This is a genomic window from Aeromonas sp. QDB14 (assembly GCF_027707845.1).
Lineage (GTDB): Bacteria > Pseudomonadota > Gammaproteobacteria > Enterobacterales > Aeromonadaceae > Aeromonas > Aeromonas caviae.
In genome coordinates, this window is record NZ_JAPCJD010000022.1 from 45,322 (window position 1) to 64,756 (window position 19,435).

At 53.3% G+C, this 19,435-nt stretch carries 16 protein-coding genes; 14 read left to right on the forward strand and 2 right to left on the reverse strand.

The genetic code is table 11. The annotated features are described in order from the left end of the window. Positions 1-1,064: 1,064 nt before the first annotated feature. The 9 genes from PG887_RS09655 to PG887_RS09695 all read left to right on the forward strand — a co-directional run bounded on the left by PG887_RS09655 (position 1,065) and on the right by PG887_RS09695 (position 13,676). Positions 1,065-6,071: a helicase-related protein gene (locus PG887_RS09655; RefSeq protein WP_210538610.1), complete on the forward strand. Its 5,007-nt coding sequence runs from the start codon at positions 1,065-1,067 to the stop codon at positions 6,069-6,071. A 159-nt stretch (positions 6,072-6,230) separates the two neighbouring features. Beyond that, positions 6,231-7,985, forward strand: coding sequence for a PRTRC system ParB family protein (locus PG887_RS09660; RefSeq protein ID WP_210538611.1), 1,755 nt, complete (start codon positions 6,231-6,233; stop codon positions 7,983-7,985). Positions 7,986-8,272: 287 nt separating this feature from the next. Then, entirely contained in the window at positions 8,273-9,427 is a 1,155-nt protein-coding gene (locus tag PG887_RS09665) for a DNA polymerase III subunit beta (RefSeq protein WP_210538612.1), read from the forward strand. Positions 9,428-9,551: 124 nt separating this feature from the next. After that, entirely contained in the window at positions 9,552-10,088 is a 537-nt protein-coding gene (locus PG887_RS09670; RefSeq protein WP_216945331.1) for a hypothetical protein, read from the forward strand. A gap of 11 nt (positions 10,089-10,099) precedes the next feature. Then, positions 10,100-10,315 carry a hypothetical protein gene (locus PG887_RS09675; RefSeq protein WP_210538489.1) on the forward strand — a complete coding sequence of 72 codons (216 nt, stop codon included), beginning with the start codon at positions 10,100-10,102 and terminating at the stop codon, positions 10,313-10,315. A gap of 188 nt (positions 10,316-10,503) precedes the next feature. Beyond that, positions 10,504-10,806 (forward strand): hypothetical protein, encoded by a 303-nt coding sequence (locus PG887_RS09680; protein ID WP_236748011.1) that lies wholly within the window; start codon positions 10,504-10,506, stop codon positions 10,804-10,806. A 134-nt stretch (positions 10,807-10,940) separates the two neighbouring features. Then, a complete protein-coding gene (locus PG887_RS09685; protein ID WP_210538487.1) occupies positions 10,941-12,158 on the forward strand; it encodes a hypothetical protein in 1,218 nt (405 codons plus the stop codon). Continuing rightward, on the forward strand, positions 12,139-12,885 hold the full coding sequence (locus tag PG887_RS09690; protein ID WP_210538486.1) for a hypothetical protein: 747 nt from the start codon (positions 12,139-12,141) through the stop codon (positions 12,883-12,885). Before PG887_RS09685 ends, PG887_RS09690 begins: the two co-directional genes overlap by 20 nt. A 41-nt stretch (positions 12,886-12,926) precedes the next feature. Continuing rightward, positions 12,927-13,676 (forward strand): PRTRC system ThiF family protein, encoded by a 750-nt coding sequence (locus tag PG887_RS09695; protein ID WP_210538485.1) that lies wholly within the window; start codon positions 12,927-12,929, stop codon positions 13,674-13,676. A gap of 107 nt (positions 13,677-13,783) precedes the next feature. Here the strand turns inward: PG887_RS09695 and PG887_RS09700 are convergent, their stop codons facing one another. Further along, entirely contained in the window at positions 13,784-14,782 is a 999-nt protein-coding gene (locus tag PG887_RS09700) for a ParB N-terminal domain-containing protein (protein WP_210538484.1), read from the reverse strand. After that, the gene (locus PG887_RS09705) at positions 14,782-16,011 is read right to left on the reverse strand and encodes a ParA family protein (protein ID WP_210538483.1); all 1,230 of its coding nucleotides are present in this window, start codon (positions 16,009-16,011) and stop codon (positions 14,782-14,784) included. The genes PG887_RS09700 and PG887_RS09705 overlap by 1 nt, the downstream gene beginning before the upstream one ends. Before the next feature lie 432 nt (positions 16,012-16,443). Here PG887_RS09705 and PG887_RS09710 point away from each other — a divergent pair, with 432 nt between their 5' ends. The 5 genes from PG887_RS09710 (at position 16,444) to PG887_RS09730 (ending at position 18,508) form a co-directional block, all read left to right on the forward strand. Further along, a complete protein-coding gene (locus PG887_RS09710) occupies positions 16,444-16,776 on the forward strand; it encodes a hypothetical protein (RefSeq protein ID WP_210538482.1) in 333 nt (110 codons plus the stop codon). Between the two features lie 18 nt (positions 16,777-16,794). After that, positions 16,795-17,544: a hypothetical protein gene (locus PG887_RS09715; protein ID WP_210538481.1), complete on the forward strand. Its 750-nt coding sequence runs from the start codon at positions 16,795-16,797 to the stop codon at positions 17,542-17,544. 44 nt (positions 17,545-17,588) lie between these two features. Continuing rightward, positions 17,589-17,993: a hypothetical protein gene (locus PG887_RS09720; RefSeq protein ID WP_270821573.1), complete on the forward strand. Its 405-nt coding sequence runs from the start codon at positions 17,589-17,591 to the stop codon at positions 17,991-17,993. 79 nt (positions 17,994-18,072) lie between these two features. Continuing rightward, positions 18,073-18,267, forward strand: coding sequence for a hypothetical protein (locus PG887_RS09725; protein WP_210538479.1), 195 nt, complete (start codon positions 18,073-18,075; stop codon positions 18,265-18,267). Beyond that, complete coding sequence (locus tag PG887_RS09730; protein WP_210538478.1) at positions 18,260-18,508, forward strand: hypothetical protein; 249 nt, start codon at positions 18,260-18,262, stop codon at positions 18,506-18,508. The genes PG887_RS09725 and PG887_RS09730 overlap by 8 nt, the downstream gene beginning before the upstream one ends. The last annotated feature ends 927 nt before the right edge of the window (positions 18,509-19,435 follow it).

Genomic DNA, 19,435 nt, shown 5'->3' on the forward strand with positions numbered 1-19,435 from the left:
GGGCCCACTGCGCACCAGATCACCCAACCGCCGCCGGTGGCCACCCTGGGCGCCGAGCTCATCGGCGACCCGAGGCACCGGATCACCCACCCGCCGCCGCTGGCCACCCTGGGCGCCGAGCTCATCGGCGATCCGGGGCACCAGGTCCCGACACCGGCCCGAGGGCCCACCGCGCACCAGATCACCCATCCGCCGCCGCTGGCCACCCTGGGCGCCGAGCTCATCGGCGACCCGAGGCACCAGATCCCGACACCGGCCCGGGGACCCACCGCGCACCAGATCACCCACTCGCCGCCGCTGGCCACCCTGGGCGCCGAGCTCGGCAGCGACCCGACCCGGGGCACCGGATCCCGGCAGCGGTCCGCCGGCCACCTGGACAATGCATCAGATCCCCCTCGGCAGTGGCGGCAGTGGCCACCATGGGCCCCGAGTTCGTCGGCGGCCCGGGGGCCACTGCAGCACCAGCCAGCTGGACACCCTGGGCGCCGAGCTCCTCGACGACCCAGGGCACCAGATCCCGGCACCGGCCCGGAGACCAACTGCGTACCGGTCCGCCGGACACCGCACCAGATCACCCGCCCGCCGCCGCTGGCCACCATGGCCCCCGAGTTCGTCGGCGGCCCGAGGGCCACCTGCAGCACCGGCCCGCCAGGCGCAGCACCGGATCACCCACACCGGCACTGGCCGCCCTGAGCGTCACCGGAGAATCGGAACCGCAATTCAGCATGCACACAGACAAAAGCTTCGACCCAGCGCACCAGCGGGAACATCCTGGCCACTTGCAGCACCGCGCCGCCGCTCTGCAGAACGATGCCGCGAGCACATCGATGGTGCAGGCCAACTCAGTGACCCACACATCGGTTGGGACTGGGGGCAACTCAGTGCCGGTATTCGGCGTGTGTTCAGGAGGTCATGGCTGGCGGGCTCGCCTGTGAATACCTGCAAACCTGGATCTACTTGCTAACGGAATGGATTAGGCCATCAGTCCTCTCATGGCTCCAGTTGCATTGTGAAGATCTGAGGGATGATCGACGTAAGCAAAAAATCGTCTACGGGTGCTATAAATGTCCTTTTTGAACGCAACAGCTTTTCTTGATTACTTGTTTTGCCCTCCCCTTCCTGGGCACAAAACCACCGTCATCGCAAAAACGGTGTCACAAAAAATCAGGAACAATCTTGAAGCGATCAAAATTGTAAAGCGGTGTTTGGCTGATGGCTCGCTGGCTGTATCTGACGTCGAGCGCGATGTCCTTACTCAGTATGCCGGATGGGGTCAACTATCAGGACTCTTTGAGCCAGAACACCCCCAGCATGCCGAATTGAAATCTCTTGTCACTCAAGCAGAATTCACGGCGTTGGAAGCATCTGTATTGACCTCCTATTACACCTCCGAATGGATTATCGATGCCATGTATCGTTCCGTCGCACGCCTTGGTGTGCAGGACGGTCCATTGCTCGATTTTGCTACAGGGTCCGGTCACTTCTTGGCGAGTCGCCCGGCGACTCTTTCAGCGATGAAATCCTTTGCTGTTGAGCTGGATGGCCTGACAGGGACTATCGCCCGCTTATTGAATCCTGCAGCCAAGATCTATGTCAACCAGCCGTTCGAGCACGTAAAGCTCCCGTATAGTGGCGACTTTTCCTTAGTTATTGGGAACCCGCCATACAGCTCTGTTCCTGCCAGGGATAGAGCATTTGGCACACTCCCACTACATTCCTACTTTCTGATTAGAGGGTTGAGCGAACTGCACCACGGCGGGCTTATGGCTGTTGTCGTATCAAGCTGGGTAATGGACTCCAAAGATAGCGATGCGCGGCTATCTCTCTCGGCCCGGGGAAATTTGGTTGCAGCCTGTCGTCTGCCAAATTCGGTGTTCAAGGGTGAAGGGGCCAACGTTGTTACCGATATTCTGGTCTTTCAAGCCTGCCAGCATCCGGAAGAAAACCCTTCATGGATCGACACCGTAGAGGTCCACGACGAAGCAGGCTCGGTATATCGTGTGAATCGCTTGTTTGTGGATCGTCCTGAACTCGTCGCCGGCAAAATCTCAGCACCTGGCACCTTCAATGTGTCTTGCAACGTTGCAGATCCTGGCCGTGATCTTGCGAGTGTTGTAACTGAAATCCTCGATATCCAGACCTCCAACCCTTTGTTTTTCCGTAAGTCTACTGCTCCGGTTGCAAGGAAAGGTGTCGTTTCTGCCCCCGCAGGTATGGACGATGTTGGACCATATGAATTTTGCCAAACTCCGGCGGGTGAGCTGATGCGTCGAGTGGCAGATCATGTTGATGAAAACGGGGTTAAGATGCCCACGTTCCAACAGTGCGAGTTTAAATCAGCCAAAGATAGGCTACGTGTAACGGCCATGCTGAGAGTTAAGAGGGTGTTGGCATCACTCATCAACGCAGAGCAGGGCAATCAGCCAGACGCCAACTTGCGAGCTCTTAGGGCTGATCTCAATGCGACCTATGACCGCTTTACTGCCGACTTCGGTCCGTTCCACGCTTCCAAGAACAAATCCGTTCTTGGGGAAGATCCCTGGTATTACCGCTTGCGAGCTCTCGAGTTGGACTACATCGCGCCGATCAGTGCCACGGTTGCCGAAAAAGAGGGCATCGCAGAGCGTAAAGAGCAATGGAGTAAGGGGAATTTGTTCACCCGCCGCGCAATCACCCCATTGATCACTCCCAGCCATGCCGCGAACCTTGCCGACGCCGTTCTAATCTCCGTGAGCTACAAGGGTGAGGTCGATCTTTCATACGTTCGGGATCTGGTCCGCTTTAAAGGAACAGATCGAGAACTTTTGCATCAGTTGGCCGAACAATCTCTGGCATTTGCCGACCCCGAAAGTGGCAAGCTGGTCATTGCGGCAAAGTACCTTTCAGGTTACATCCCCAGCAAGATTGAGGCTGCACAAGGGGCGGCCGAATCCGACCCTCTGTTTGCTATCAATGTTGCCAACCTGCAGCGAGTAATGCCCTCACCCATCAAGGCGGTAGACATTTTTGCACCGATGAACTCCCGTTGGCTGCCTAACCATTTCCACGCCGATTTTATCCGCCATCTGGTCGGTCATCCAAAATTGAAAGCACAAGTTACCCTTATCGACAACGAGTATCATGTTTCGCATGACTCTCTCCCTCAGACCGTCTTAACTTCTGAATGGGGTACGCAGCGCCGCGACATGACCTCCTTGATCATTGCGCTTTTGAACAATCGCACCATTGAGGTACGCGATCCACATCCGAGCATATCTAATACGACTGTTCCGAACCCGGACGAAACAATGGCCGCCCAGCACAAAGCAGAGGAAATTAAGGCGGCTTGGGAGTCGTGGGTGCTGGATGATGCCGAACGCCGCAACGATATTGAGCTTGCTTACAACGCACATTTCAACGGCTTTGTTGCCCCGAAATACAATGGCTCACACTTGCCTTTAGCTGGTAGTGCAGTTGACCTATATCACACACAGAGAAACGCCATTGCTCGGATCATTCATGAGTCGTGCACTTTGATTGATCACGCTGTCGGCGCCGGAAAAACGTTCACAATGATTGGTGCGGCAAGCGAACTAAGACGCATTAACAAATGTGAGCGTGTAGTGCTGGTCGCTCCCAATCACCTCGTCGCGCAGCATGCCACCGCCGCACAGTTCATTTTTCCAGGCATGAATATCTTTGTGCTCGATAAAACTATGATGACCCCGACCACCCGCCGCACAGCCTTAGCCCGCCTTGCAATGACAGACTTCGATCTATGCATCATTCCGTTGAGTGTGTTCGGGCTAATCCCAGCCCCTCACGATCTCTTGGTCGAAATGTTGGAAGCAGAGATCGATGATCTTCACCGGTGTTTGTCGGAGCTGAAACATGAGCGGTTATCTGTACGCCGGATGCAGACGCGGATCCAGCGCAAAGAAGCTGACCTTGCAGAACTTGTGAACAAACACACTGATGAAATGCTCGACTTTGCGGACCTGAGGGTCACAACTCTGATCATTGATGAGAGCCAATTCGGTAAGAACCTTAGCTATTCTTCATCCCTGCAAAGCGTTGCCGGAATGGGCCAGGCATCAGGCAGTAAGCGAGCCTTTGATCTATTTGTCAAAAGCCGTGCTGTTCTGCGAGCCGGTGGTCGTTATGTTGAGGCTACCGGAACACCAATCCTCAACTCTGTGGTGGAAGCACATCGACATCTGCGAGTGATGTCCCAAGATTTTGCTCAGTCAGCAAAGCTGACCCACTTTGACGCATTCAGTGCAGTCTTCGCTCAGCCAGTGACAGATTATGAATTGGCGGCGTCCGGGCGTGGCTACAAGATGAGAACTCGCATTAGTACATTCACAAATTTGACAGAGCTTCAAGCTATCTACTCAAGCTTCGCTGATGTAGTTACTTCTGAGCAGTTGCCAAATGTCTTGCCAAAACTAGCTGATGGCCGCAGTGCTATCCCTCCCCTCACGGGGGGCAAGATCATCGAATTGGTGATTGAACCCAATGAGCACCAGGAAAACGGCTTCGCTGAAATCGTCAGTGCATATTCTCGAGTCGATAACCGGGAGAACAACCCCCTAAAATTGCTCAACCGTGGGCGAATGCTCTCTCTCGATGCTCGGCTTGTGTACCCAGACGCACCGGACTACCAGGACAGCAAAATCAATACCGTAGTGCGCTATCTGCTCGATAAATATCAAAGTACAACTAGCGTTCGCGGTACTCAGATGGTCTTCATGGATCGTAGCATTCCCGCTCGCCATCGTGCCGGAGCTTCGAAAGAGTGGGCGGCAATTTTCAACCTTGCCAGACAGGGTGATGAAGAAGCGTTAGAGCGTATTGAAGGCCTAGACGAACTCGAACTTACCGCCATGGTCGGCAGTTCATTCAGCCTCTACGATGAGCTGGTAGAAAAATTGGTTGTGGGCGGCATCCCCCGCAACGAGATCGCAGTTATCCACGATTACCGGACAGACGCGAGAAAGGAAGCGTTGCGTGACATGATGAATGAGGGGCAGATCCGAATTTTGCTAGGCTCTACCGAATTGGCAGGCTCTGGGCTCAATATCAACCGGCGTTTGGTTTCGTTGGTTCACTTCGATCTCCCATATCGACCCGGTGATTTGGCTCAACGAGCTGGCCGCATTGAGCGCCAAGGCAACCTGTTATGGGCGAATGATCCCGAGTTCACCATTGATATTGTCGTGCCAATCACCCGTCGCTGTCTTGATGCTTGGCAACTGGGATTACTCAACACCAAGCAGCGTTTTATCAGCCGGTTCCGTCAACTCGATAGCTCCGTCCGGCACTACACAGAGCAAAATGAAGCGATTGATTATGCCGAGTTAAGCGCCATCGTAGCCGATGACCCGCGAATCCTGGCTCATGTCAAAGGCAAAGCAAAGCTGCGAAAGCTTGAGGCAGCCCGGAATAACTGGTTCCGGAATCACGTCAGATTGGACGACCAAGCACAATCCCTTGAGCAAAGAGTCGCAACCTTGGCGGCCAAAATGCAGATGATTCGAGCCGATGCAGCAAACATTGCGGCCACCGCGGATGAGTTGTTGATTACCGTGGATGGTGTGACATATGAAAAAATGGGGGTGGATTCGACGGCTACAGATCGTCTAAACATAACCACCGCCGCCCCGGCTGTCGGTTCAAAATATAGCAGACTGAACTACCGTGCAGATATTGGCAGTCAACACGACATGGCTACTTACCGGGGGGCTACTCTGGTCTATGAAAAGCCATATTTCGCCAAACTGTGCTTCGCCACCGAGTTCACAGTTCGCGGCCCCTCCGGTCATCACTACGAGCTGAGAAATGTAGAGCGCAATAGCATTAACGCTGTGATGGCGGCCTTCGTCGCGCTCGTCGATAACTTGCCGCGCTTACCAAACATAGCCACAGCCCAAATGGCTACTTGGACAAAGAACGCTACCGACTATCGTATTGAGGCTGCGAAGCCATTCAGCGCCCAAGCAGAGCTTGATGAACTGATCCCATTTTTGCGGCAACTTGAAAAGGAGTTGGCAGATTCTGCCATACATTCAGCACATCAAGTGGCCGCTTGAGGAATGATGTAGCCCCTGCTGACAGGTGGGGGGTTCGTTGACGAAAGACATTCGTCTGTTATTTGATAGCCCCAACTTCTGAATATTGGTTTGCCCTCCCTTGCATTGACCGATGCCGTGGGATCATAACCCCATTGAAACCAAAATAGGGTTATGAACATGAACGCATTGAAACAAGGCGCTTCCAATCGCACGGATGATTCTTTGGTGATGCTCACTGTTGATCAGGTGGTCGCAGCCCCCTGGGGCAACGTCCGTCGCGGAAACCGCAATAATGCCAAGTGGACGGAATTTCTCGCTGATGTGAGGCTGCGCGGGATCATCCAATCGGTGACGGTTCGCCCCCATCCAGAAATGGCAGGTATTTTCGAGCTGTTAGCAGGATATGGCCGTTGGGATGCCGCTAAAATTGTGGGTTGCCCTATCCCCGCCCTTGTCGTCAATTGCAGTGACTCAGAAGGCGTTGCCATTGGCATGATGGAGAACCTGCAGCGGGAAGACATGGGGCCGGTTGATGAAGCCCACGCAGCACAAACGGCACTAGCTCTATGCAATGGTGATTACGAAGAAGCCCGCAAGCAACTCGGTTGGTCACTGGGTCGCCTCAAACAGCGACTGCATCTTACTCGCTGCACTCCGGCAGTGCTTGATGCAATCTCAGCAAAATTGGTTTCACTTCGTCATGCCGATTTGCTCGCAGGTATCAGTGCTGAGGCGCAGAACGCTCTGTTGCCCTCAATTACTGAGAAAAACCTTAGCGTAGATGCGCTCAAAGCCTTGCTTGGTAAAGCTTCGGCACCGATTTCCTCCGCGCGTTTTGATGTTGGAGATTGCGCCTCCTGCGTTCACAACAGTCAGCAACAATCCAGCCTGTTTAATGAGTTCGCTGTTGTAGACGGGGCTGTTTGCCGGAATCTTGTGTGCTTTAAACAAAAGACTGCTGCTATGGTTGCGGCCCGCAAGGACGAACTCGCCGAGCGTTACGGCACCATCATTGTACTATCCGAAGTATCCCAAGGTTCGATTAACCATGTAAGCCATGACACGGTTGGCGCAGAGCAGATGTTTGATGGCTGTTTACCTTGCTCGAAGCGCGTTGCATTGCTCGATGACCGCATTGATACCGCGGGTGATGTGCTCGAAGATCGATGTACCGACCCAGATTGCTTCAAAACGTGTGTTTCTAAGCACCGTGATGCAGTGGCGGAAGCTGCAGAAATCACTGAAAAGGCGAACTGGGCGGCAGGGATTGATCCCACCCTCACCAACGCAGCCCAACCCTTGCAAAAGGATGAAGGGAATACGCAGGCTCCCAATGTGCCTAAAAGAAAGGCTGCCGATAGTGATCCCACTACCTCTTTGAGTAGTTCGGTGGTTGCAGACCACAAGATAATGCTTAGACGCGCAGCCGTTGAGGCGTGGGGAAGCGACGCTGAGGCTTCACAGCGTTTTCAACTATCAGTTGTTTTGTCGAGCCTTTTGTCCGTTGCTGGCAAAGCAACCTTTGGACGCGCCCTGCCGGATACCATCGCTGATAGCAGTAAAAGTATTGAGGCGTTGCGAAGCGAGATTGCCAGTACCATGAGCTTTATCGTCGAGCGATTAGACGGCACCGGCTACTGCCCCATGGTGGACGTTATGATGGCAACACTCCCCCACGCACCTAACGCTAAGGAGAAGGCTATAGCCCAATGGGTTCCCACACCCGAGCGACTGAAAAGTTACACAACAGATACAATCACCTTCATCTTGAAGGAGTCCGGCTACTTGACTGCCTATGAAGCTGCCCACGATTCCAAAGCACTGAAAAAACTTATCGGTATGAGCAAAGGCGACCTTATCAAGACTGTCGGAGCCTTTGCGTTCGATTGGTCAGGCTACGCCCCCAGCTTTTACCTTAAGGGGTTCGAATAGTCCCTCTCCCCTCCCCCGCCTAGCAGGCGGGGGACACCCCTTTAGGATCCCCTGTGGGGATTTCACAATATGTCCTGTTCCTGGGAGCCATCTAGCGGGGTTGTACTCCGCTAGGATGCGCAAGGGTGACAACATGCTCAGTTCATCCAGTCGGTACAATTTCAGGTTTTTCTTTCTTCCCTTACTCCAACCCATCAGAGGACTTTTGCAAGGTGACCTACCTGATGGGCACTTGCATTATCAAGTTACGGCGTAAGTTGACTCCACGCACCAAGGAGACAACCGTTATGATGGAATTTACCTTTAAATCCAGTTCATCTTTTACCGACGCAATCACCTTCGTTGCAGCTCATGCTAAAGGGAGCATTGCACCGATTCATAAATACCTTCTCCTGCAAATAGCAGAGAGCGGTGTTCTGTCAGTTCAAGCCACAAATGGTGGTTTCTTTGCGACCCGCATGACGAGAATGGATTCGTTCAACGGCACTGGTTCTATCTGCGTTGATGCGGCAAAATTCAATGCCATCGTTCACTCGATGCCCGTTGATGCAATCGCAACTGTCAAGTTTTGCTCTGACGGCAATAAATTATCTGGCGTTGTTCAAGCAGGGCGTAGTCGATTCCAGTTAGTGTGCTTGTCAGCCGACGAGTTCCCACAGCCAGAGATTTGTAATAACACCTCTCGTTTTTCCATCCAAAGCAGCGATCTGATTCCCACCCTGACCCGTCTAAACCGTATGGTTCCGGCTAATGATTGTCGACACACGCTCAATTCCATTTGCGTTGAGCTGGACGAAACGAGGGCCGTAGTTGTGGCATCCGATGGAATGCGGCTGGCTAAAGGAGAGATCCCTATCAGCAGTATTAGCGGTGATGTGCGGGGGCGTCAGCTGTTGATCCCTAAACAACAAGTGCAGCAGATAATTTCAATGACAAAATTGGGGTGTGAGCTGGTAGTTCTCTTTGATACTTCACGCCTTGCCATCATCTGTCCGGTATATGGTTGGAGGCTACAATTCAGCCTATTAGAAGGAAAGTACCCCAACTGGCAGCGTGTTATCCCGAGTCCCTCTGGTCATGGTTGGGCTGATCTAGGGGTAGATAGGGAATATTTCATTTCATGCCTTGAGAGAGCCAAGATTCTTGCTGATGGTCGCAAGCAAACTGTACGTTTCCAAGTTCAAGCTGGGGAGATCACTATCAGCTCGAAGAACGAAGGGAGCGACGAGGGGGCAACCGAGATCGTCCCCTGTAAGATGCCGTCAGGCTTAGACAGAGTATCGGCCATTTTCAATGTCGGTTATCTCGTCGATGCTCTGCGCGGATTGTCCGGCGCAATAGTCAATCTGACCATCGACACCTCGGAGCAGAATAGTGCGGTTCTCATGCGCTCTGAAACTGACATCACTGCATTGCAGGTGTTAGCCCAAGTAAAGGCTTGATGTTATCTAACAGCTTGATTATGTCGTTCTATTGGGGGGCAAGCTAATCGCTATGCCCCTTGCATCAGCCGGTATCGGGTTAACCTAAGTCCACTGAATCAAGAACCAGACCGGAGAAATATCCATGTTCCAGCCCCTGATTGAATGCCTTTCCACTCGCCTCGGGGTGAGTCAGTTCAACCTTCAAGTGTCCGGCTCGGCAGAGTTAACACAGGTGATCATCATCCCCGTTCTCTCGGCTCCTGCGGCCAATGTTACCGGGGCAGGCTATCAGGAGGGAGGACAAGCCTATCGTGCAGCCCTGACAACTCCGGTTATCGTTTCCGCACCTCTAAGTAACATTGATACTCGCTTAGCTGAGATCCTTGACGAGTATGCTCAAGCTCTCTCTGGGACATTGCGCCAGCCCAGCATCACTGAGCAATTGCAGAAAGCTGTATCTCAAGCGGCGGTCAAGGGAGTTGAGCCGAAGAAGAAAAAGGGGGAAGCCACAAAGCCAGTCACTGATGATGCTATTCCAGCAGGGGCAGGGGCAGGGGCAGGGGCAGGGGCAGGGGCAGGGGCAGGGGCAGGGGCAGGGGCAGGGGCAGGGGCAGTTCAGGAGAAGGTTGATACCCAAGCACTTTTTGACCAAGACATTTTGTCCTCTTTGGGTATCTAAGGGGAGTCCATATGCAAACCATCAACTTACTGCGTCGAACCTTTAAAATTGGCTCTGCTATCGTAGATGACCCTGTTCCTGGCCTGCCACTCGAAACGGCACAACAGATCCTATCAGCCACCTACCCACAGGTGCGCTGGACAACCTTGTACGAGACAGATGGCCTTCTGGTTGGGAATACATTGCAATACGAATTTCTAATACCCCCAGTTAAAACCAACGGTTAGATGTTGGAGGGGGGAGGGGATCAAAAACCGCCGCAAGGCGGTTTTATCATTTTGGTGCATAGATTTCAGTCGCCAGCTATCAGTCCTCTAGGGGTGGTTTGAGTGACCCATCACAGTTGATGGGGGGCTATCGTCGGTGAGCTGACAGCCGAAAAATACAGTGTATTTATGTTTCCAACTTGTTATTGATGGCGCAAGAGAGCAACAAAAATACACTGTATTTTTGGGAGCTTGAGCTGATCTTGCGTCTGAACAATCTAAGAGATACTGGCTGCATAGGAGGTGCCTTCATGCCGACTCATGATGAACTAGCCGCATGGCTGGATGTAATTGAGGCTGAACCAGAACAGCCGTTAGAGCCAGTTTCCGATCAAAATTACCTAGAAGCATTTGCCAAGGAGAAAATGAAATGGGTGCAGTTTGCTCAGAAAGTTGCGAGAGCACCAACCGAGCGGGATTTGCAATCCGGTTGGGCGTTCCGGCCTCGCTGACAGGGCAGGATCGCGCACGTTTGCAAGTACCCCCATCCTTGCGTCTGCGTGGGGCTGTGATACCAAGACCGGGGCTTTCGACTACAGATGGATTCCAATCATCTATTCACTCTCTGGGGGAAATTGCACCACTGTTGAAGTCTGTTGTTACGTTGGCTCACAAGAACGGATGGGGGGCCACGGAACTGACCTATTTGGTGGCAGCACAAACTCTAGCAGAGCGCCTGAGTCGTTTTGAGGATCTTGCGCATGTGGTATGCCAAGAGCTATCTACGCGAGCTGAGCGAGCAGGGGAGGCATGTGCCCGCGAACTGCGGGAGATACTGATAAACGTGGGTGGGGAAATATTGGCCGGAGAGTTTGACGATAGCTATTCAACGTGTAAGCAGATTCTTGATTTTAGTTTTGGCCTTGTTAACGACCGAAACGGTAATGAGTTCGGTCAGTCCAGCGAGCAATTAAGATTCCGGCTGTTTTCAGATCTAGAATTCATGGTATTTCCATCGTCAGTATCCAGCGACTACCTCGCAGCATTTCAAAACCTCATGTTCTCGCAACTCCCACTGGTAGGGTTCATCCCAAGCAATGCCTTCTTTGAATACACTCTCGACTGGATGACTGAGTGTTACGATCTTGAGTTACCCGAGACTTTGGAGGCCACCCAAATTCACGAGTTCATCGGCGTTCTGGAGCGGGCAGAAAGTGAATTATCCAAGATAGACTCAGCTCCCAGATTCGAAACAGAAGCCCCCGACTTTTTCGATAAACTCGCGCTTCTGGTCGGTGGCAAAGCAGAGGCAACATCTGTTCTTATGAAGGTAAATGATGCCAGTGATGAACTCGGTGGTGATGGATACTCAGCCATGTGGAGCTGTTTTGATTATTGCCATCAGAAAGCTGGCTGGGCTGAAATCGAGCAGTCAGTAAAGGAGATAACTGCTGAAGGGGGACTTGCGGCTGTGTTTGGCCGCTTGCGCGAGGTGGAAGATAACACCTCTCTGAGTGCCTTCCTATTGGGGGCTCAGACGATCATTGAAAGGGAAATGGCGACCTATAGGGTCTCGAAAGAGGTTTTCGACTACCAAGACGAGTCTGACATATCCATTGACTTTAAAATCCCCTTTGAGACAAAGGCACTTCCGCGCAGGGAGCTTGCAGATGATGCCTACAACACTCACAACGACTTTGCCATGAACGGGGATCTATGTACCTCTAGCGTTTGCGTCCACATCAATGATGATACTTTGATGGCCATGGAATCGTGGCAGCGAAGCATTGCAATTATGGCCGCTGTGTACGTCGCAGGAAACAACGTTAAAGAGGAAGCTGGTCATGCAAGTGGTCAGAAATAATACCTGTCAGAAGAAACAGACTTTACCCCGCCTTGCGCTCGTATTTTCCAGCTCTAGTGAGCAGATGGCAGACCTAACCGGCATTACACGACACGCCATCGTTGACGACAAACTCGGGTTAGGTGAACCCCTGTCAATGCAGACTATTCATGAGCTGTTGGCAGACCTCACAGGCTCTCTGGATCGCTCCCAGGGTAACACGAAGGGCAACTACCAATTCATCCCCTCTAACGTGCTACTCAGTAGCCCAAGCGCGATTACATGGTATCAGCCCTCGCGGGAAGGGATGTTATGGTTACAGGTGGGTGGTGAGCGTTGCGGTTTCAAGATCCTTTGGCCAGCTCTAGTGTTCAATGTCCAGAAAGGGTCGGCACGGCTATCTGTAGCCGCTTTGGACACCGACGAACGCCCTACACCCGAGAACCATGTCTACGATGTTCCTATGCCCAACTGCTACCACGGAGGAGGGTTTTGCCTTGGAAGTGCAACGTTGCCCCGAGAAATTGATTTCTCGACCTTGCCGGAGATTGAGGCTTGCATGTACGACGCACTTAAAACTCACAGTAACAACTCCCAAGCGGTAGCCGATGGCTCTACACCAACCGCGTTTTGGGTCGGGATGGACGTAGAGCGGAGAAAGACCGGCGTAATCCCAACAATAACTGCATCCCAGATGACGAGAATAGGCTATCTCGGTGATTGGATTGAACAGGTTGCATCACGATAAAGAAGGGGATAATTGCGAAAGTTGAGAAAAGGAGCAGGGCGATGAAGTGGAAAACCCCCATCGAGTATTTGTCTCAGGAAGTGGATGTTGTGCTAATTGGGTGTGGAGGGACTGGCAGTTTTGTCATGGGCGAGCTGTCAATGTTACATGATCTCTTGACCCGTCTTGGTCATCCCGGTATCAGTGTGACTGCCTATGATGGCTCTCCAGTTCGTGAAGCTAATTTAGGTCGCCAGAGGTTCCATGCGGCAGACCTGGGGCTCCCCAAAGCACAAGCCTTAGTCGATGCGGAGCGTTGCTATAACGGTTTCGCTTGGGAGGCTAGGGGAGACTATGAGGTGGGTCAGGAACTCCTTAATCGCCGCCGTCCAACCGTATTTATCACAGCAGTGGACAAGCCTAGTTTTCGTGTACAATTCGGGTCGAAGTTTGCAACATTGAGCAAATCAAACCGCCTCTGGATTGATGCTGGCAACGATAACAAGACGGGGCAGGTAGTTTTAGGGGGGGCTGGGTTGCCGACAGCCTACGACTTGTTTGCGGGGCAGTATGAGGTGATGGTGGATGACCTATCCAAGAGCTGCTCATCAGCGGAGGCCGTCGCCAAACAAGATTTCGGGGTTAACTCAACGGCTGCCCGGGTTGTGGGCCAACTCATGTGGAACATGTTCCGGCATGGCGGCCTTGATTCCCACGGAGCGTTTTTCGACGTTCACCGGTTATCAGTTGACCCCATGCCCATTGACGAAAAAGTGTGGTCATCATTCGGATACTCTCCGCAGAGTCTCTGAATTCCATGAACACAACAACAAATAAAAACCGCCTTCAGGCGGTTTTTATTTTCTGGCATGTTGGTGAAACCCTATTGATGCTGTTGCTCCCATGCCCAGCTTGATCCTCACATTTTGAGCATGGCAAGGAGATCGAACAGTTGCTGACTGGAGATCTCGTCTGGTAGGGTCAACTCGAAAGTATTACCCTTTTTTTGCTTCACCGCGATCCCGGCAATCACATTCACATTGGTACGCTTTTCCGGCTTTTCACCCGCAAGTTCTGTAGCTTGTGCGGCAATGTCGGCCAGTGCTTTCGGTGCTGAGGGGTATGGTTCTTTACCCTGGGCCCATAATATCAGGGCTTCAACTTGTCCCTTCGTGAGTAGCTTTAGGGTTCTGCGCAGATTCAGTATTGTTGGGCGTCCAGTGCCAGTTCCATCCGGTAGCAGTTCATAGAGTGGCAGCGGAATCTCAAGTGCCCACTGTGAAGCGCGGACTTCTGACTCATGCACCCCGAATAACGATGCTACCTTGAGTACATCCAGCCCTTCATCTTTCATCACCCGGGCATAATGCAGCCCTTTATCATAAAGCGAGTTGGGTCGAGTGAGGTTAGCAATTCGACTGAGCTCGCGTAGCTCAGCCATGCTCAGATCCTCTGTTTCGTCGGTGTAAGCTATGGGCAAGCCTTTTTCCGCCAACAACGCACAGTATCGGCGACGCTGACCGTCAAATATCCCGTACCTGGTATCTGCCCCTCGTACTGCCAACACCTCCATTACGACACCACCAGAGCGAACTGAGCCGATCAGGTCATCTACAGTATCTTCAGTCACTCCCGACTTGGAGCGAATGTTCGCTTCGTGGATGTAGGTTAGCTCCTCAACATGTGCAGAGGGGATATAGACAGACGTCAGCCGCACGAGGCGCCCGCTTTTCAGGCGTATAACCCGGAAAGCACCGGTCGAACGAATCTTACTGGCCAATGCTTCTTCTGCATCCTGAAATCCCCCAGCCACATCCTCAGGCATGCTGAACACACCGCTTGATATGGACTGCGCGGCTGCTGATGTAGCAATGTGGGCCGCTAGGCCTTCGCTCATTGGCGTGCGCTTTTTATTCATCAGTTTGCTACCTCAAGAATGTTAGAGAAAAACTCAGCCACAACGTTCTCCGCAACGTTCTGGGCGCGTCTGAGTGACCTGGTATCTCCTGCATAATGTTTCGGTTGGATGGTGAATACGGTGCGGCCATCTTCAGTGACAGAAGAGAATGGCCTCAGTTGCTCCATCCTGTTGACAAACAACTTCGCAGGTTCAAGGTTCTTGAGCATCATGTAGTTATCCAGATGCTGTGGATTGGTGCCGTCAAATTTACTGCCCAGAAGCCACACGGATGCGGGATCAAGGTTTGGGGAGGGAATGTTCGCCAACAACCCATGAATGGACTCGAGGAATTTCAAGCTCGAGTCAAACTCCAGCGGGTCGAGGCCAATAGCAACAAACAAGCTGTCACTCGCTTGCAAGGTGTTAATCAAGGCCGCATCAAGGTGAGGTCCCGCATCAAGTAAGATGAGGTCGTAGTGATCACGAATCGGATCTATGACATATTTTGTCAGCAATTCGGTCATGTTGATGCCGGTATCTGCGGCGTGTTGGTATGCCTGCAGTGAAAAGAATCCATCTGCAGTTCCCGCTGGCATGACAAATAGCCCATCGCTAGAAGTAGGCAGCATCCAGGACCTTACCGTTTCAGGTGTAGCCCTGGTGGCAATGGCTTCGATTGCAGAATGTTGTGGCTCTTTACCAAGCCCGGCGAATCCAAAAGCCACGGAAGTTGACCCCTGAGGATCCATGTCGATGACCGCTACCCGCAATTGATGGCGGATCAGGTTGCGATGATGAACCAAACCGGTCGCGATGGTGACAGTCGATGTGGTTTTGCCGACCCCTCCCTTGAGGTTGAGGCAAGCAACAACCTTGGCGAGAGTATCGGAGCCTAGAGTGGACTTGATCTCGGCAAACGAACGCTGACCTGCAGCCTTATAAATCGCCCGAACATCGGCATGAGAAAATGTGTGTGGTTGGAGTGCGTTTTTCTCTGCGGGTAGCCGGCTGAACTCTCGACCACCTTCCCGCAACACCTTGATAGCCCCTTCAACCCTGGCTCGAGTCATTTCAGGTAAACGTTGCACCTGGTACATTGTGTAAACCGCACTTTGATACCCGTCCTCAATGGAAGTGTCCCGGCGGTCTTGCTTCACATCGGCTATGTAACCCAACAGCATTCTTGCTTGGCCGCGGAGTTTTTCGAAGCCAACCAGGCGTTGCTGCCTTGCCAATACACTGCTCATTCAACAATCCCCCTCAATTCCATGTTTTTAGATTTTTGGATGATAATTCAGGAATTATGGGTTTGTCTATTTTTTGGCTCCAGGCGCAACTGAAGGCGCTAGTTCTTCCCTCAGCGATATCCGGCCAACCAAAGCTAAATGCACATCAGATAGCCGATCACATTCTTTCATCAGCGGCATGATTAATCGGCAGAAATAGCTGCATCAGCAAATCAGCATCGTGGCCAAACACGGTCATTTTTCGACCCACGGGTGATACAAAGCGACTACGACAGTAGTTCAAAGGCGCTACGCAGGTAGCTCAACGGTGATACGACTTGCATCAAATGTGATTCGTTTATGATGCAAAGCGTTGACAACGGGTAAGCGCAAAAATGAGCACAAATGCAACCTACCCTTGGCACTTAGACAGCATCTCTTAGCGAGGACCTTATGTTACCAAGCAGAAAAGGCGCATCGAAACTCGAGCCCTACACAGTCGAAATCCTGGAGCTGAGGGGAAAGCATTCGCTTGAGGTGATCCGTGAGTACCTAGAGGAGAAGTACAACATTGAGATAACAAGGTCTGCAATTAACGCCTTCGTAAAACGTCGACAGAAAGGATTGGCAAACCGTAATTCGATGCCACAAGCCCCTCTCGAACCCATTAAGGCTCCTGCCGCCGTACAGCGTAGCCATGTAGCCGAGCAACAACCTTCTTCCACAACCGATAAGGCGGAATCGCCGGCTGTTGTTGATGTGTGGGCTGGAAAGGTAACACTCTGAATATTAAGGAATAACATAATGAAAATCGTTGTAGTATCTAAAACAGGATTTGTGGGTAAAACCGTTCTGTCTGCCCACTGGTTGAAAACCATGATGCCCGCCGCACAGCTCTTCTCGATTGAGGATATGAACCAGGCAGCTGATGCACTTGGTGTTGACGTAACCACAATGAACGGTGGCCAATTCTCTAATCTGATGAATTGCATCATGGTAGAGGATGAAGCCATCATCGATGTGGGTATGAGCAACGTCCGGTTCTTCATCGATGGACTTCGCAAGTTCAGTAACTCTTGCCAAGAGTTCGACTACTACTTTGTCCCCCTCACACCGGAGAAGCGTTGCCAGGAAGAGGCGGCAGAAACCATCAACACACTGTTGGAAATTGGAGTAGATCCGGCTCGGATTCGCCCTATTTTCAACAAAATCCCGGCCACATTCTTCTCCTTCGAGCAGTTCTCGGGCTTCGTGTCATACATGAAGAAGCACACCAAAGTGGAAACTGACTTCAAGTGGGCAGTCGAAGAAAACCCTGCGTTTGAAATGCTCTCGCGTCAAGGGCTGAGCCTCGCTACTGTGGTTGCTGATACTCGGGATTATAAGGGTGAGGCGAAGGAGCTTGTTATGAAGGCGCGTGCCGAGGGGGGGGAGCTCGATACCGGCAAGATAGAAGAGCTTACTTCCATGCACACTCTTCGTATGTGCTGTATTCCACTCCTTGAAAAGCTCAACGTTGTCTGGAGAGATTTGCGTCTCAAGCGGGCTGCTTAATGACTCCCCCCGGACAACCGGAGGCCCTATCGCTGAAGGGGGGCGTGTTGCCGGCAGAACATTACCAGGCAATCTTTGCATCAATGCTTGGTGATGTGTACGAAGCGATTCAAGCAGCCAGCCGCCTGCAAGGGGAGGTGGAGCGTAACCATGAACTGTTTGGAAGGATTGAGTCGCTATTAAGGTGGCTGTCCCGCGAGAGGCAAGAGATCCATGATGCAGCAACACGCTTCGGGGTCATGCTAGGGCGACTAGATGAAGAGAATGAACGATTTATTCGTTTGCATCGTTCCACTCTCGATGCGATGAGGAGTGAACTCGAATTCATAGCTCGCTCTGAATTGAAGGTGAGGGAAAGTAAACTGAATGTCGTTTCATGCACCCCCTGGCTGATAGCCATAATCAGCTCTGGCATTACAGGGTACTTGCTTGGAATAATGGCGAAATGATTAGAAGGCCGCACAGTGATTGTGCGGCCTTATCCATCGCACTTATCGGCGGGGATCAGAATGTAAGGAGTACCACAGCATGGCCCAAGTTGAATGCCCATCTTGTAAGGGTAGAGGAAAGGAAGTGGTGTTTCTCAACCCCACTACAGAACAGCGAGGTAGTTTCTCGCTGGATACCTGCTCAATTTGCAAGGGGAGCGGAAAAACCACAGTAGAGATCGCCGATCAGCTCACAAAGCGCCAAAAAACATGGGACAAGATCCTGAATGGATAATAGAGAAAAATCGACATGGAAGCGCGGGTTCGAGAGATCAGCAAGTAAAGGGAAGTTTGTGATGGCCATGGATGATCTGAAAACGGGTGATGTGAGAATTTTTGCCAAGAGCGGCAATACCGTCCGCCTTATTGAGCGAGAAGGTGAGGGCTGGGTCGTGGAGCGGACAACCGGGGCATCAGCGGGAAAACAAATGTGGTGCCCGTCCCGCTCCCTGGTCAAGTCACTCGATTCTGAGTAAGAGGAAAAACGGGACCATGAGGGCACCAGATCACCCGCCCGCCGCCGCTGACCACCCAGGGCCCCGAGCTCAGCGGCGACCCGGGGCACCAGATCCCGGTGCCGGCCCGGGGGCCCACTGCGTACCGGCTCCGCCACCGGTGGCCACCCTGGTCGCCGAGCTCGGCGGTGACCCAGGGTACCAGATCCCGGCCCCGGCCCGAGGGCCCGGGGCCACCTGCAGAACCGGATCACCCACCCACCACCGTTAGCCACCATAGGCGCCAAGCTCATCGGAGACCCGGGGCACCGGATCTCGGCACCGACCCGCGGGCCCCCACTGCGCATCGGACCCGCTTCACCTCTCGGACCTCCCATAACACCGAACCCACTCCGGCCCGGGGGCCCACTGCGTACCGGCACAGCCATCGGCCAGCTGGACACCGTACCGCCACCGGTGGCCACCTTGGGCGCCGAGCTCGGCGGCGACCCGGGCTCCCTTACTCAGCATGCACACCGACAAAACCCCGCCACCACCCAGGCCCCTCCGCTCCCCGGCACCGGCCGGGGGCCCACCGGATCACCCACCCGGCGGCCGGCAGTGGCCACCCTGGGCCCCAAGCTCGTCGACGACCCAGGGCACCGGATCCCGGCGCCGGCCCGAAGGTCCACCTCCCCACCGGATCACCCACCCACCGCCGGTGGCCACCCTAGGCGCCGAACCCGCGGCGGCCCGGGGCCACCTGCAGCACCGGTTCACCTGCCCGGCCACCGGCAGTGGCCACCCTGGGCCCTGAGCTCGTCGGCGGCCCGAGGAGCACCGGATCACCCGCCCGGCCGCCGGCAATGGCCATTCTGGGCGCCGAGCTCGGCGGCGACCCGGGATCCCGTACTCAGCATGCACACCGACAAAACCCCACCACCACCCAGGCCCCTCCGCCCCCCGGCG

Bases quoted from the DNA above. Each gene is read 5' to 3' on its own strand.
- PG887_RS09655 (WP_210538610.1), top strand. From the start codon at position 1,065: ATGTCCTTTTTGAACGCAACAGCTTTTCTTGATTACTTGTTTTGCCCT.
- PG887_RS09660 (WP_210538611.1), top strand. From the start codon at position 6,231: ATGAACGCATTGAAACAAGGCGCTTCCAATCGCACGGATGATTCTTTG.
- PG887_RS09665 (WP_210538612.1), top strand. From the start codon at position 8,273: ATGATGGAATTTACCTTTAAATCCAGTTCATCTTTTACCGACGCAATC.
- PG887_RS09670 (WP_216945331.1), top strand. From the start codon at position 9,552: ATGTTCCAGCCCCTGATTGAATGCCTTTCCACTCGCCTCGGGGTGAGT.
- PG887_RS09675 (WP_210538489.1), top strand. From the start codon at position 10,100: ATGCAAACCATCAACTTACTGCGTCGAACCTTTAAAATTGGCTCTGCT.
- PG887_RS09680 (WP_236748011.1), top strand. From the start codon at position 10,504: ATGGCGCAAGAGAGCAACAAAAATACACTGTATTTTTGGGAGCTTGAG.
- PG887_RS09690 (WP_210538486.1), top strand. From the start codon at position 12,139: ATGCAAGTGGTCAGAAATAATACCTGTCAGAAGAAACAGACTTTACCC.
- PG887_RS09695 (WP_210538485.1), top strand. From the start codon at position 12,927: ATGAAGTGGAAAACCCCCATCGAGTATTTGTCTCAGGAAGTGGATGTT.
- PG887_RS09700 (WP_210538484.1), bottom strand. From the start codon at position 14,782: ATGAATAAAAAGCGCACGCCAATGAGCGAAGGCCTAGCGGCCCACATT.
- PG887_RS09705 (WP_210538483.1), bottom strand. From the start codon at position 16,011: ATGAGCAGTGTATTGGCAAGGCAGCAACGCCTGGTTGGCTTCGAAAAA.
- PG887_RS09710 (WP_210538482.1), top strand. From the start codon at position 16,444: ATGTTACCAAGCAGAAAAGGCGCATCGAAACTCGAGCCCTACACAGTC.
- PG887_RS09715 (WP_210538481.1), top strand. From the start codon at position 16,795: ATGAAAATCGTTGTAGTATCTAAAACAGGATTTGTGGGTAAAACCGTT.
- PG887_RS09725 (WP_210538479.1), top strand. From the start codon at position 18,073: ATGGCCCAAGTTGAATGCCCATCTTGTAAGGGTAGAGGAAAGGAAGTG.
- PG887_RS09730 (WP_210538478.1), top strand. From the start codon at position 18,260: ATGGATAATAGAGAAAAATCGACATGGAAGCGCGGGTTCGAGAGATCA.